The sequence below is a fragment of the Komagataeibacter melaceti genome (assembly GCF_003403295.1).
Taxonomy (GTDB): Bacteria; Pseudomonadota; Alphaproteobacteria; order Acetobacterales; family Acetobacteraceae; genus Komagataeibacter; species Komagataeibacter melaceti.
Map to the genome: position 1 here is coordinate 41,023 of NZ_QUWV01000131.1, position 15,016 is coordinate 56,038.

A 15,016-nucleotide genomic window follows, 5' to 3' on the forward strand; every position below is an offset into this window, starting at 1 on the left:
CACACCCATGTGACGGACACGGTACGAAGTGTCGCGAAACCGCGACACATGGCTACGAGTTTACGCGCCACCCTTCATGTCCATCATGGTCAGGAACAAAATATAACATGCTGCGTAACGCGCGTTTCCTGTCTGTATCCTCTCCCCCGCCCGCAACGCAGGCGGGGCTGGAAGCCTCATGGCGGCGCTGCCGGGATGACTACAGCCTTGACCCCGCAACACCCGCCCTGCCTGATGTGCTGTCCGGCGCGGAACTGCGCCAGTGCTGCCAGAAGATGGGCCGGATACTGCATTTCGCGGGACCTGAAATGGAGCGGGTGCTCGCGGCGGTGGAACCTGCGGGCTATTCCGTGCTGCTGTCCGATGCGGGCGGGGTGGTGGTGGCGCACAAAACCGGCGCGAACATGCAGCGGGGGTGCCGGCGGTGGCAGCTATGGCCGGGCGCCGTATGGCATGAGCGCGGCGCGGGCACCAATGGCATCGGAACCTGCCTGGCCGAACACCGGGGCGTGCGCGTTCACCGCAACCAGCACTGGCGCAGCAGGCTGCATGGGCTGACCTGCATCGCCATGCCGCTTTATGATGCGGCAGGCCGCCTTGCCGGGGCCATAAACGCCAGCACGTTCCATTCCACGCATGATGATGCCAATGGCATGCTGATCGCGACCTGCCTGCTACACGCGGCCCGCCAGATCGAACATGCCTGTTTCATGGACAAATACCGCAACCACGCCATCATGATCCTTGGCGCGGCGGAAGGTACGTCCGTGCCGATGCTGGCGCTGGATCAGGAGCGCCGGGTGGTGGGCGCCACCCATGCCGCGCGCCAGCACATGGGCATTGCCCCCGCGCAGGATGTGGACCTGTGCCTGCTGGACAACATGGGCACCACTGCGGCCCCGTTGCGCGACGCCCAGATCATGGCGATTGACACGGCACTGGCCAGTGCGCGCGGCAAGGTTGCCGTGGCCGCCCGAATGCTGGGCATAAGCCGCTCCACCCTGCACCGCAAGATACGCAGCCTGACAGGCGCGCCCACGCCACGGCGCGCCTGAAACACGCCCGGTAGCGCGCCCTGTCGCACGCTCCGGGTATGCTGCCCCGATTCAGGCCCGGGGCTGGAGGGGATCGCGCGCTTCACCCGCCACACACGCCATTTCCGCTGGCGATGGCGTGGCGTCAGGCAGATGCGCGCCCGCCACGCGCAGGCACAGCGCCAGCGACAGGGCGCCCGCATCAGGGTGGCCCAGACTGCGCGCACCGTGCGTACGGGCACGGCCCATGCGGGGCATGAGGTCGCGCGTGGCGTCAGCCGCCTGTTGCGCGGCCTCCACGGCACGCCGCCACGCCTCGGGCAGGGCGTGGCCCATGGCGTGTTCATGCTCCAGTGTCTCGACAAAGGGTACGAGCGCATCCAGCAGGGTCTTGTCGCCCCGCCGGGCCTTTCCCAACTGCATCACGCGCTCCATCGCACGTCGCGCACCCTGTATCAGTTGCGCCGCATCTGGCAGGCTGGCGTCATCCAGCGCCATGCTGAAGGCACGCAGCCCCTCACCCCACAATGCCCCGGACGTACCACCCGCCCGGTCGGCCCACGCATCGGCCGCGGCGGCCAGCACGGTGGCGGCTCCCGCATGGGCCATGGCGGCGATGCGGGCGGCATGGCGCGCGGCACCCGAACCCCGCGCCATGCCCTGCCCGTGGTCGCCATCGCCCGCCACGGCATCAATCTGGCCCAACTGCGTTTCCGCCGCCGCCAGCGCCTGCGCCAGTCCTGCCATTACCTCCGCCACGCACAGGCCGCCGCGTCGTCCCTCCGCCGTTGGGGCGGGGGCATGGGCGGGTGGTGGCTCGGTTTCCATCACGGTGTCCGTCATGTCCGGCTCGTCCTGTATGCCCGCATGGCGCAGGGCCGCGGTCTCGACCGGGGCACGCCAGTAATGCTCGAGCTCCGCATCCAGCCATGTCATGGTCAGCGAACAGCCCGCCATATCAAGGCTGGTCACATATTCCCCCACCAGTGGCGCAATTACATGCAGGCCCGCCCGGGCAAGCAGGGGAAAGAGGGCTTCCCACAGCACAAAGAGTTCTTCCGGCGTGGTGCTGCCCAGACCGTTGAGGATAATGGCGACACGTCGCGGCGCATCATCCGGCAGTTCGGCCACCACACGGTTAAACAGTATATGCGCCAGTTGGGCGGGCGTGGGGATGTCCTGCTCATCCACCCCCGGCTCACCATGCACGCCCAGACCAAGCGCCATACGGTTGGGGGGCACATGGAACAGGCGGTCATGATCACCGGGGAGCGTGCAGCCATCAAACGCCACGCCGAAGGTCCGGGTCTGGCGGTTGGCGCGCTGGCCGATGGCCTCGACCGCATCAATATCCAGCCCAGCCTCCGCCGCCGCCCCCACGATCTTGAAAACCGCCAGATCGCCCGCAACGCCGCGCCTGCGCGCCGCATCGGCGGCCTCCGCGCTGGCCACGTCATCGGTGGTGGCAAGCAGGCGTGTATCAATCCCGGCTTCACGCAGGCGCTCGGCGGCGATGCCGAAGTTCAGGACATCACCCGCGTAATTCCCGAACCCCAGAATGACACCGCCACCGCGCTCCGCCCTGCGGGCCACGGCATGGATCGCCTGGGTGGAGGGAGAGGCAAAGATGTCCCCCGCCACGGCGGCATCGGCAAATCCGGCGCCGACATATCCGTTAAAGGCGGGGTAATGGCCTGAACCACCCCCCACCACAACCGCCACCTTGCCCGTCCTGCCCGGCGTTGCGCGTACGACCCCGCCGCGCACCATGCGCACCAGATGGCGGTTCGCAAGGCTGTAGCCATGCAGCGCCGAAAGGGCGAAACCGGAAGCGTCACCACAAATTATGGTCATTGTCGTGTATCCCTGCTTTCAGGAGATGCCCGTACGCCTACGCATCACGATGGATGTAGCGACGCGCCAGCGAATCAAAGGAAATGGCAAGCACGACGATCCCGCCACTGACGATGGACTGCCAGTACGGCGAGATGCCGAACAGCACGATGATATTTTCAATAATGCCGATGATCACGGCCCCCAGCACCGCGCCGACCGGGCTGCCCAGCCCGCCCGTTGTCGCCACACCGCCAATGACGGCGGCCGCGATCGGGGCCAGCACCCATGTATCCCCGATGGAGGGCTGCGCCGTGCCCAGTCGCGCCACCATGAGGATGCCCGCAAGGGCGGACAGGAACCCCGCCGTGGCGAAGGCAGCAACCCGGATGGCGTCAACCCGCAGGCCCAGCATGCGCGCGGCCTCGGGGTTGCTGCCAATGGCATAGACATACCGCCCCACCGGCGTGCGCGACATGACAAAGCCCACAACGCCAAGACACGCCAGCAGGATGAGGAAGGGCACCGGCACGCCATACACGACCCCGCGCCCCAGAAAGGAAATATCCCCCGGCACGCCGGTAATGGCGACCCCTTTGGTCACGACCAGGTTGGCCCCGCCATACACGCCTGCCATGCCGATGGTCAGCACCAGCGAATGGAGCCGCAGCCGCGTGATCAGCACACCATTGAGCATGCCGCACAGCGTGCCCAGCAGCAGGCACAGCCCAAGCGACAGCCACGGATCAAGCCCCGCCTGCACCATGAGCATGCCGCCCGTAATCCCGGCCAGCCCGCCAATCGCGCCAACCGACAGGTCCAGTTCCCCCAGGATCATGAGTACGGACTGCCCGATCGTGACCAGCCCGATGAAGGCCAGCGCGCGCGCCATGATCATGAGGTTGAAGCTGGTCAGGAAATGTGGCGACAGCAGGCATGATACGCCAAATATGATGACAAGTGCCGCAACCACGCCCCCCAGCGGGCTGCGCATGCAGCGTGCGGCCAGCCTGCGCAGGGGCGGCAGGCGCGGTGGCGTGGGCGGGGTGGTGGGAAATGTGGTTTCAAGCGACATGACGAACCTCCGGCGCGCCAATGATCGCGCCCACAAGTGTATTGATGTCGGTCGTGGCCTGATCGAACGAGCCGGTAATCTGGCCCGCATGCATGGTGATGATGCGCGTGGCGCAGCGTTGCAGTTCCGCCATTTCGGATGAGACGAGGATGATCCCTACCCCGTCCTCGGCCAGTTGCTGCATGATCCGGTAGATCTGGAACTTGGTGCCGATGTCGATGCCCTTGGTCGGTTCATCAAAAATCAGCACACGCGGCTGGCAGGCCATGGCGCGGCCGATGATCGCTTTCTGCTGGTTGCCGCCCGACAGGTACATGATCTTCTTTTCCACCGAGGACGTGCGCACATCGAAGCGTTCGACCGTATCCGCCACCACCTGACGCTCCCGCCCCGATGAAATGACGCCGCCCTTCATGATCTGTCCCAGCACGGAAATGCCAATGTTCTCGCGCACGCTCAGCAGCGGGAAGATGCCGTGGTGCCTGCGTTCCTCGGGCAGGTAGAGCATGCCCAGTTCCACCGCCCTGTCCGGCCGGCCGGGGGGGATTTCATGCCCGTGTACGACACACCGCCCCGCCGTGGCGCGGTGGTAGCCGAACATGGTCTGCATGAGTTCCGACCGCCCCGCGCCAACCAGCCCGGCAAAACCCAGTATCTCGCCCCGGCGCAGCGTGAATGACGCATCGGCAAAGCCGGGGCCGCTCATGTGCTCCACCTTCATGATGGTCTCGTCATCCGCGCAGGGTATCGCGTGCGGCTGGAAGCGCTCATCAAGCTGCACGGTATTGCCGGACATGAGGCGGACAAGTTCCTGCTCCCCCATTTCCGCCATGGGGTATGTGCCCACGCTGCGGCCATTGCGCAGCACGGTCACGGTATCGCCCAGCGCGAATATTTCCTCCATCCGGTGCGAGACGAATACGATCGCGCATCCTTCATCACGCAGCGTGCGCAGGATGGTGAACAGGTGTTCCGTCTCGCTGGAGGTGAGCGAGGATGTCGGCTCATCGAGGATCAGCACGCGGAATTCCTCCCGGCTGGCGGCGCGCGCGATCTGGAGGAGCTGCTGGTCCGGCACGCTTATGCGCCCGACCGCCTGATCGGGGCGGGCATGCATGCCAAAGCGGGTCATGAGCCTGCGCGCGGCGGCCTGCATCGCCCGCCGGGACAGCAGCATGCCGCCAAAGCCGGAGCGCGAAAACGGCATGAACATGTTTTCCGCCACGGTCATGGAAGAAAACAGGTTCAGTTCCTGCGGCACGTACGCCACGCGGGCAAACAGGCCGGGATCGGCCAGCGCGTCCTCCCCCCCGATCAGCACGCGCCCCTGATCGGGCGGAACAAGCCCGGTCAGCACCTTTATCAGCGTGGACTTTCCCGCCCCGTTTTCACCTGCGAGGATATGGACCTTTCCCGCCTCGAGCGTCAGGTCAACATGATCGAGCGCGACAACGCCGGGATAGACCTTGCGCAGGGATTCAACCTGGAGAACCGTCATAACCGTTACTCCATACTGACTGGCCTGTTCAGATATTCTTGCGGGTCAGCACATCTATGCCCGTGTCGATATACTTGGGTGTCTTCTGGCCCAGCGCGCGCTGCCATGCCGCGACCACGGCCCAGTACCCCTGCATCTCTGGGCGGCTGGAGGCTGATGAATCAGCCACGCCATCATGGATGAGCTGGATCATGTCATTAAGGTTATCAAGGCCGACCTCACGCACCTTGCCCGTGCGCCCGCTTTCACGGATGGCCTGACCGATCCCGACCGGGCCGGACGCATCGCACGCCACCCATCCCGCCAGGTCCGGATGCGCCTGCATGACGGCGGCGGCCTGTTTCTGCGCGGTTTCGATGCTGTCGTTATCAATGCCCGTCGCCACCACCGTAATGCCCGGATACTTCGCGAAGGCCGTGCGTTCACACTGGGCGCGCAGGCTGTGGTTGGGCGCGGTCGGCACACCCATCATGATCGCGACCTCACCCTTTCCCCCGATCAGGCTGGCGAGGCGCTGGGCCGCGATGGTGCCCTGTTCACAGAAATCCGCGCCCACCGCCGTCACATCCATGCCCTCGGGCGGCAGGGAGTCAAACACGGTCATGGGGACCTTTTCATCCACCGCTTCCTGCATGGTGGCGTGATTGCCCTTTTCATCCAGCAGGTCGAGAATGAGCCCGTCGGGATGCGTGGCGACCGCGCGCTCGATAATATCATTCTGCGATGAGACATCGGCCGTCTGCGGGGCGCGGTATTCGATCTCGATCCGCCGCCCCGTCAACCTTGCCAGCAGGTCGGCCGCCGCGTGCGCGCCCGTATTGACCTTGTCAAACCACGGATGCACCGTTTTGGGGATCAGCACGAAGCGCAGGGGCGCACCCGTGTCAGCCGCCCTGGCGGCCAGCGGCGCGCATGCAAGCAGCGCGGAAAACAGAAAAGCCATTTTCATTTTTATTATTCTTTCCCATTGCCGTTTTTCTACCGGGCATGACCTGCCCGGTTCAGCATTCCGTAGTGGCGGGCGCGTGGCAGGCATATTTCAGGCCCAGCGCGTCAATCGCCGCGACATTGCCAGCCGATGGCCCGTGCGGGTCAAAGGTGCAGGCCAGCCAGGCATCGACAATGCCCTTGGCCACTTCCACGCCAATAACGCGCGAACCCATGGTGATGATATGCGCGTTGTTGGACAGCGCGGCCCGCCCGGCAGAATACGTATCGTGTGTAAGGGCCGCGCGGATGGCCGGTATCTTGTTCGCGGCGATGCACACCCCGATCCCGGTGCCGCAGCACAGGATGCCGCGGTCGAATTCACCGGACAGGATGGCAAGGCCAACCCGCTCGCTCAACGTGGCATAAGGTTCCGCGCTGCCCGGGGACTGCGCGGACATGTCGAGCACATCATGCTCCCCCCGGTCTATGACGTGCTGCACGAGAATTCCGGCCAGCCCCTTACCGACGCTGTCGCCGCCAATGGCTATACGCATGGTTCTTCTCCCTGTTGGGCAATCCGTTCCGTTTTCAGGTCATCCTTAACGGTGTCGGACGTGTTGGAACGCGCCACACGCAGCATGATGTCATGATCCTGCAGGCGGTCGCGTATATCCGGGGCCAGGCCATCATCGGTGATCACCACATCGAATTCAGCAAGGTCGGCCAGGCGGTTGAGAGCAGTCACGCCGAACTTGGTGCTGTCAGCCAGCAGCACGCGCCTGTCGGCTGCGCGCATGAGCGCGAGCTTGACCTTCACGATGTCCTGTTCCTGATGATAGGCGCCCAGCCCATGGATGGCGGAAACCGACATGAACAGTGTATTCACCCGCAGCGCGCCAATGGCCTGTTCGCATAACAGCCCGAAAAACGCATCGAAAGTAGGATGATAACACCCGCCCAGAGCCATCAGCCTGATATCGGGCACACCCGCCAGCATGGTCGCGATGCCAAGGCTGTTGGTCAGCACCGTCACCGCGCCAATGCCAGCCAGATGGTCCGACAGGAACCGCGCCGTGGTTGAATCATCCAGCGCGATCACGTCACCCGGTGCGATCATGCCTGCCGCGAGTGCGGCTATGGCCTTCTTTTCACGCACGGCGCGGCGCAGGCGGTAGAGCACGCTGCTTTCAACAATGCCGTTGGGCAGTGTCGTGACACCCCCATGCACCTTACGTACCAGTCCCTGCCCGGACAGGGCATGCAGGTCACGGTGGATGGTCATGCGGCTGGTTTCAAAGCGGAGCACCAGTTCATCAATCTCCGCACTGCCACGGGTAATGACGTAATCGACAATGGCGCGCCTGCGCGCGGCAACCGTGCGGGATTCAGCCAGATGGGTCATGTTCATGCCGCCACGCTCCTGATCAGTTGCACGAAATCCGTTACATTCCACGCCGCCCGCCCGACAAAGACCCCATCTATATTTTCAAGCCGGGTATAGGTGCGGGCATTGTCACGCGTTACACTGCCGCCATACAGTAACGGCACGTTCCGCCCCGCCTGCTCCCCCGCGATCTGCACCAGCACCGCACGCAGGCTGGCATGGATGTCAGCCACAAATCCCGCCTCCGCCGCGCGGCCGCCCGTGCCTATGGCCCATATGGGTTCATAGGCCACAAGCACCCGTGCCATCCTGGCGGGCGAGACACCATGCAGCGCAATCCTGATCTGGCGGGCCAGCACATCACGCGTTACGCCAAAATCATGTTCCTGCGCGCTATCGCCAATACAGACCAGCGGCCGCATGCCGTGACGCAGCACGGCATGGACCTTCAGGTTGACGGTCCAGTCCGTCTCACCAAAATGGGCGCGCCGTTCGGAATGGCCGATTTCAACCAGATCCGCGCCACATTCCGCCAGCATGGCGGGAGAAATCTCGCCCGTCCACGCACCCGCATCCTCCCAATGCGTATTCTGCGCGCCGGTCAGTACGGGTGTGTCGTGCAGGATGGCGCACACATCCTTGAGTGACGTAAAAGGCGGCACGACAAACGGTGTCACACCTTCAGGCGGGGTAAAGGCGGCCAGTGCGCGCGCCGCCTCAATTGCCGCCGCGGGCCCCTTGTTCATTTTCCAGCTTGTGCCGACCCATATGGGTGCTGGGTGCATTTTCCGTCTCCACCCCTGTCAGAGCGTTCATACGTAACTCTCCATGTGTGATATATCTCATTTAAGGGGATATCGTTTCCTACGCCCGCGCAGGCGGCCCATCACGTTCCCATGAGCCGCGATGGCGTATAAATAAATCCGGATATTCCGGATTGAATACATATAAAGAAATACGTCACCGGGGCGGAATTACTATCCCGTAACTTCCGCACGCATGGGTCCATCCTGCAGGCTGGATTCCGTAATCTGGCGGTCAGCGCCCAGTGGGCGGGTCGTGCTGCGCCCCTTCCGCGCCAGGGCTTCGTGATAAAAACAGGTGGCTTCATCGGGCAGCAACTGGCCATCCGTTACATGGCGCATGGCCTGTACAAGCAGCAGCGGGTCATCGGCATCCAGTATCTTGCGCCCGAATAGCGCCGCGCGTGCGCCACAGTTCTGGGCCTGATACAGCAGTTCCAGGCAGTCACGTGTCGTACCACTGCCGCCCCCCATGATGCCCACGACCAGACGCGTGTCAAAAGCGCACAATTCCGTCAGCGCCGCCGCGCCATTATAGGGGATTTTGAGGAAGGCAGGCCGCTCCGACTGCCGCAACCCTGCAAGGCTGCGTACAATCATGTCATTCATGAACACGCCATAATCGCGTGGCGCGATCCGCCCCTCATTGGGGTTGAACACCTCCAGAAAATAGGAAAACCCGTAAGTGGAGGCATCTTCACGAAAGCGCTGGAAACATTCCAGCGTGTGGACATCCTGGGCTGCATCACCATTGAAGGTCAGGGAATACAGGCCAAGCCGGGTCTGCGCGCGTGACAGGGAGGCCGAGCGGAACGGTACTGACTGCTGGGTCGTATAGGGACTGGCGCGACCACGCCATAACTCACTGGTGTCATTGGCGCGGATGGCGGGTTGCACACGGCCCCCCTCAAATGCGCCTTCGCCAGCCAGCGTTTCCAGTGTGGAGGCGGAAACCAGCATGATATCAACAATATCCTGCTCCAGCATGGCGCGTATATCATCCAGATAGGCCCCGCGCGGCCGGTAGGCGGACGCTGCCCCCGTGCTGCGGTTACGGCCCATGGCGCTGATACCGGCGGCCATGTCGGCATCCTTCGCATCGGCCAGGATGAAATCGGCGCGCGTGTCGGTTCCCGCATGCATGCGGGCGATCTTCTGTTCATACCTGTTCATGGCTTATGCTCCGATCGGTTCAGGCCGCGCGGATTCAGGCATGGGTCGGGACGCTATGTGGTGGCATGTCCGGGCCTGCTGCCAGGCGTCATCTGCCTGACGCCGGATTTCATCTCCGTCCCACCCCAGCGCGTCACCCGCCACCTCCGCCACTTCGCGCGCGACAGCAGGCGTTAACGCACCAGACAGGGCAATGGTCGTGCGCCGGTACAGAATATCCGCTACCTGCCGCACCTGTTCATAACGTGCAATAAACGCGATCTCGCGCCGGGTATAATCGGGCAGGCTGTGCAGCGGCGCATCAGGTGCATGGGCGCAGAAGCGCGCAATGTCCTGCGCCAGCGTTCCATAGCGTGCAAGCAGTATGCCCGCGCGTTCGTGTGATATGCCGTAGGCTTCGGCAATACCGGCAATATAGGTGGCCTGCCGGGCAGGTGTGGGGAAATTCCTGCCACCCCCGATGGGCAGCATCCGGGTCGAGACCTGTCGCGTCCGGCCCAGATGGGGCAGGATGAGATCAGCGACTTCTTCCGCAAGGCCCCGGAAGGTTGTCCACTTCCCCCCCACCAGTGAGAAAAGCGGGACCGCACCCAGCCTGTCCTCATGCACGATATGGTCACGGCTGATCGCGCCGGGATCGGATACACTGGCAGCGGGAAGCGGCCGCACACCGCAATAACGGTAAATCACGTCATCCGCACTAAACTTGAAACCGGGAAACAGCGCGCCCAGCCGTTCGAGCATATAGGCCTGCTCATCATCCGTGCATACGGCGCTGTCCGGATCGCTCACGCGGATATCCGTTGAGCCGACAAGCACATGTCCCAAGAACGGATAGACAAGGCAGATACGTCCATCCGGCGTGCCGAAATAGACCATGTGACCATCCAGTTCACGCAGCAGCGCATCATGACGCAACAGCAGGTGCGACCCTTTCGTACCGCCGATGTAACGGGTGCGCAGACCCAGAACGGCATTGATCTGGTCAATCCATGCGCCGCCCGCATTGACCATGACCGGCGCACGCGCCCTCCATGATCGGCCGGACAGGCGATCACGCAATGTCAGCGTTCCATCATGAAATCCCTCGATGCGGGTATAGGTGGCGATCACGCATCCGCTTTCGGTCATCATGGCATCGCGCACACATTCATAGCCCAACCGTTCGGGCTGGGTGATCGCGGCATCGTAATACATGCCCGTCGCCATGACGGAACTGGCCATGTGCGGCCAGCGCGCCCGGGTCCGCCCGCGCGTGAAGAAACGGTGGCGGGGCATGACCCGGTTATGCCGACCGAGAATATCGTACATCAGCATGCCCAGTTCGGTCACCAGGGCACCCCGATCAGTCATCTTGCCACCCAGCCCCACAAACCGCCGGAGGGAGGGCACGATCCCCCCGAACCATGACTGAAGCGGCACGGTGGTGGGGAGTGGATGCACCATATGCGCGGCGTTGCGCAGCAGCAGGTTACGCTCCAGCGTGGATTGCGCGACCAGACGGAATTCACCCGTTTCAAGGTATTTGATGCCGCCATGGATCAGGCGTGATGGCGCGCATGACGCCCCCGAGCAGATATCCCCCCGGTCCACCACCAGCCCGCGCACATTCTGCAGGGCCAGTTCGCGCATCAGCCCGACACCATTAATTCCCGCGCCGATGATGATGACATCAAATTCCGTGCGCCCCTGATCAGGGAACATATAAGTATTCATGACGGAATCCTTCCCATTACGGTCGCACCCGACAGGTGCAGGGGAATGGCGGTATGGGTAGAGGGCTGCTGCTGGGCCTCCGGCCGGGGTGCCATGTTGTACAGTGATGGCCAGAACGGGCGCATGGCGCGCGCCAGCGCGACGTAACGGTGATACAGGCTGTCATAAACCGCCGCGCGCGCCGCATCGGGGCAACAGGTGGCATGCGGCACCTCCAGCCCGTCCACGGCATGTTCCAGATCAGGATGGATGCCAACGGCAACCGCAGCCGTCAGCGCCGCACCCAGCGCCCCGGCCTCCTGTACTTCGGAAATATTGACGGGCATGTCCAGCACATCGGCAAAAAGCCGGGCGATGCCGGGTCGGGCGCTACTGCCGCCCGATACACCCAGGCGCATGACCGCGCCAGTCTGGCGCAGGGCAGTGACATGCATGCGGTGGTTGAAAACCACGCCTTCCACCGCAGCCTGAAACAGGTCCGTACGGTCATGCCATGACTGCACGCCAAAAAAGGATGCACTGGCCGGGGCATCATAAGGGGAGCCGAACAGGAAGGGATGGAATAGCGGGAGAGGCCGGGCATCACGCGCGCTGGCCAGACGCCCCTCCACTTCCTGCATCAACGTTCCCATGGCGTCCCCATCATGCGGCAGCAGCAGTTTCGCCACCCATTCCAGATTGCTGGAGGACGCAGGCGAGATCGCCATACAGTTCCACAACCCGCGCCGATATCCCGCGCGGCAGGCCCAGCCATCGCCCGTGGCCGGGTGATCGCGAAAAACCTCGTTGATGGAAAAAGTCCCGGCGGTAAGCGACATGTCACCAGGGCGCGTATGGCCCATACCCACGGCGGCAGCGGTTACGTCATGCAATCCGGCTGCCACGGGCGTCCCGGCCAGCAGCCCTGTAACCGCTGCCGCTGCCGGGGTGACACACCCCGCGCGCGTGCAGGAATCCAGCATGGGGGGCAGGCAGTCACGTATCGCCTCAAGCCCCAGTATATCCAGTATTGCCTCACTATACTGCTGCGTGTGCAGGTCCGTGAACGCGGTACTGGCTTCCGTTATGTCAGTTGCGATTTGCCCGGTCAGGCACAGCCTGATCCAGTCCTTGGCAAACAGGACGGAACCGATGGCGTGATAACGCTCGGGTTCATGGTCACGTATCCACGCCAGCAATGTATTGGCTGAATAGACATAGGGCCGCTGCCCCGCGACCGGCAGCATCTGGTCCAGCAGGCCGCGTTGCCGCCAGTTGTCATGCAGCGCGGTCGCACGGCTGTCGAGCGACATGATGCCACGCCCGAGCGGGTTGCCCATGCGATCAAGCATGAATACGCCATCACCATGGGCCGTAACCCCCACGCCGGCGATGTCCCGCCCCGACAGGCCGGCATCCGCCAGTGCCGCGCGTATGGTCCCAGCCACGCCCAGCCACATATCGCCCATATCGCGCTCGACATGGTGGGGCCTGTCCATGTGCCGGGCCAGGCGCGTGCGCCCTGTCCCCACGACCTGACCGGCTGGTGAAAAAATGACTGCCTTGGTCGCCGTTGACCCACAGTCAATGCCAATGATGAAGTCCCGGCTCATCCCTGACCTCCTGATATCCGACAGATGGCAACGGATTCAGGAGGCAATAAATAACACCTTATATGTTATTTATATCACATAAATATGTGATCATATACCACGGGAACCGGAACGCAGGTTGCGCATGGTGGAATGAATGGTATTTTTTCAGACAGGAACCGCCTCCCCTGCCCTTATGGACAAAGATCGCTTTCGCGCATGACCGATGATCTGGCCCTACACTGCCCTTCCCTCCGCCGCCGTGATAACGCCGGGCGCCAGCATCGTATCCTTGACCTGCTGTTTGAGGCGGGGAACGCCACGATTGATGATCTCGCCGCACATTTTGGCGTCAGTCGCATGACCATCCACCGTGATGCCAATGCACTGGTGCAACAGGGGCTGGTTGAAAAACTGCACGGCGGCATTGCCCTGCGTGATCGTAATGCCACCCGCAAGACCGTTACCTACCGCAAGGCACGGGCAACCGGCAGCAAGCAGGCCATCATTACCCATGCCGTATCCCTGATCCGGCCGGAGCAGATTCTGGTACTCGATGATTCCACCACGGTTGCCGAAATGCTGCCCCTGCTGCCCGCACTCGCGCCGCTGACCATCATCACCAACGCCATGGGGGTGATTACGGCCCTGGTCCCCTGCTCCGGCCTACGCCTGATCTGCCTGGGGGGCGATTACAACCGGCCGCGTGACGCCTTTTTCGGGCTTGTGTGTGAACAGGCCGCGCGCGGGCTGCATGCCGATATGATGTTCATGTCCACCTCCGTCATCCATGGCACGACCGCATTCCAGAACAATCCCGATGTTGTAAAAATCAAGCGGACGCTCATGGACATATCCGACCGGACCATCCTGTTGGCGGATAGTTCCAAATTCCATACAGGTGGCCTGTATCGACTGGCTGGCATGGATACGTTCGACCTTGTCCTGACCGATACCCACCTCAAACGCAGCATACATGACAAGCTGATTGCCGCTGGTACGGCACTTGAAGTGTGTGGAGAATAGATATTTTTACCTGATTTCATCACGGTTCAGGATATTATTTTATCGCAGGCAATATTTCTGTGCAGCAGGACAGGCGAAATCTGCATTCTATAATTCGGTTATCATCCCGTCTCTTTTCACATGATGAGGAGGCTCAAGCCATCTGCTATGCCCATGCTGCCAGGCTCACAGCAGATGGTCAGAGCACCTTGCGGCCATTTCTGGATGTCGCTTTTTTCAAATAAGGTGGCGTTTCCTGAAGCTTTTTGAAAAAAGCTTCACCAAAAACTTCCTTATGATTACAGGATGTTCCGTGGATTGGCTTTTCAAACAGTGTTTTAGAAACCGACGCCTCTTTTCAGACAATCGGCCAGACAGGATCACTCCGTCACAACATCCGCTACAGGAAAAAGCCGCAACGCCGCCTGTCCAATTCTATTGTCGGATACAGCACCCGACCGGAATGGAAGCTGGAAATCGAGGCCATTGGGCAGCCGCCGTTCCTGCCCCGTCACCACCTGGCGATCATATCAGCCAATGGTGGCGCGACATCCCATATTCCGGTTCTGGGCATGAGCCTGATTACATAATCGCTGTCTTACGGAAGAAAACCGGATACAGAGCATGAAATGCCCACTGCACCGGTTCTCCTGCCCACCTTGGTTAAAGGTGGCATTACACAGCACCGGCCAGTGAAAAAAGCATTACCTATTTCACCGACCGGCTCAATCAACACATCAATCCAGAGCAGGCTCAAGCTGAAGCTGCGATACGTCAGCGGCAGGATGACTCTCGTCCTTCCTCCTGACCATATCCGTTACACCCGAAGCCCCTCCCTCAAGCGTGAAGGAGTCCAGCAGGGTATTGAGCTGCTCGGCCTCGTCGGCAAGGCTGCGGCCAGCGGCGGAAGTCTGTTCGACCATGGCCGCGTTCTGCTGGGTGTTGTGGTCAATGGCGCTGACGGCCGAGTTCACATCCTGCAGGGCCGCGGCCT

12 protein-coding genes and 1 pseudogene are annotated in these 15,016 nt (G+C 62.4%); 2 read left to right on the forward strand and 11 right to left on the reverse strand.

All coding sequences use genetic code 11. The features are described 5' to 3' along the window. Positions 1–107: 107 nt before the first annotated feature. Positions 108–1,055 (forward strand): helix-turn-helix domain-containing protein, encoded by a 948-nt coding sequence (locus DY926_RS13585; protein ID WP_116703852.1) that lies wholly within the window; start codon positions 108–110, stop codon positions 1,053–1,055. Between the two features lie 51 nt (positions 1,056–1,106). On the opposite strand, the gene DY926_RS13590 is transcribed toward DY926_RS13585, so the two are convergent. The 10 genes from DY926_RS13590 to DY926_RS13635 form a co-directional block, all read right to left on the reverse strand. Then, positions 1,107–2,888 (reverse strand): dihydroxyacetone kinase family protein, encoded by a 1,782-nt coding sequence (locus tag DY926_RS13590; RefSeq protein WP_116703853.1) that lies wholly within the window; start codon positions 2,886–2,888, stop codon positions 1,107–1,109. Positions 2,889–2,925: 37 nt separating this feature from the next. Further along, complete coding sequence (locus DY926_RS13595) at positions 2,926–3,942, reverse strand: ABC transporter permease (protein WP_116703854.1); 1,017 nt, start codon at positions 3,940–3,942, stop codon at positions 2,926–2,928. Next, positions 3,932–5,440: a sugar ABC transporter ATP-binding protein gene (locus DY926_RS13600; RefSeq protein WP_116703855.1), complete on the reverse strand. Its 1,509-nt coding sequence runs from the start codon at positions 5,438–5,440 to the stop codon at positions 3,932–3,934. The genes DY926_RS13595 and DY926_RS13600 overlap by 11 nt, the downstream gene beginning before the upstream one ends. 28 nt (positions 5,441–5,468) lie before the next feature. Then, positions 5,469–6,389, reverse strand: coding sequence for a substrate-binding domain-containing protein (locus DY926_RS13605; protein ID WP_116703856.1), 921 nt, complete (start codon positions 6,387–6,389; stop codon positions 5,469–5,471). Between the two features lie 52 nt (positions 6,390–6,441). Next, positions 6,442–6,924: an RpiB/LacA/LacB family sugar-phosphate isomerase gene (locus DY926_RS13610; protein WP_116703857.1), complete on the reverse strand. Its 483-nt coding sequence runs from the start codon at positions 6,922–6,924 to the stop codon at positions 6,442–6,444. After that, positions 6,915–7,778 (reverse strand): DeoR/GlpR family DNA-binding transcription regulator, encoded by an 864-nt coding sequence (locus tag DY926_RS13615; RefSeq protein ID WP_241503225.1) that lies wholly within the window; start codon positions 7,776–7,778, stop codon positions 6,915–6,917. Before DY926_RS13615 ends, DY926_RS13610 begins: the two co-directional genes overlap by 10 nt. Further along, positions 7,775–8,539: a triose-phosphate isomerase gene (locus DY926_RS13620; protein ID WP_116703858.1), complete on the reverse strand. Its 765-nt coding sequence runs from the start codon at positions 8,537–8,539 to the stop codon at positions 7,775–7,777. Before DY926_RS13620 ends, DY926_RS13615 begins: the two co-directional genes overlap by 4 nt. Before the next feature lie 192 nt (positions 8,540–8,731). Next, entirely contained in the window at positions 8,732–9,730 is a 999-nt protein-coding gene (locus tag DY926_RS13625; RefSeq protein ID WP_116703859.1) for a beta/alpha barrel domain-containing protein, read from the reverse strand. Between the two features lie 3 nt (positions 9,731–9,733). After that, entirely contained in the window at positions 9,734–11,446 is a 1,713-nt protein-coding gene (locus DY926_RS13630) for a glycerol-3-phosphate dehydrogenase/oxidase (protein WP_241503226.1), read from the reverse strand. Beyond that, positions 11,443–13,038: an FGGY-family carbohydrate kinase gene (locus DY926_RS13635; RefSeq protein WP_116703860.1), complete on the reverse strand. Its 1,596-nt coding sequence runs from the start codon at positions 13,036–13,038 to the stop codon at positions 11,443–11,445. Before DY926_RS13635 ends, DY926_RS13630 begins: the two co-directional genes overlap by 4 nt. 198 nt (positions 13,039–13,236) lie before the next feature. On the opposite strand from DY926_RS13635, the gene DY926_RS13640 reads away from it, so the two are divergent. Continuing rightward, a complete protein-coding gene (locus DY926_RS13640; protein ID WP_116703861.1) occupies positions 13,237–14,043 on the forward strand; it encodes a DeoR/GlpR family DNA-binding transcription regulator in 807 nt (268 codons plus the stop codon). A gap of 716 nt (positions 14,044–14,759) precedes the next feature. On the opposite strand, the pseudogene DY926_RS18010 reads toward DY926_RS13640, so the two are convergent. After that, positions 14,760–15,016, reverse strand: a pseudogene (locus DY926_RS18010) (globin-coupled sensor protein); the annotation flags it as partial.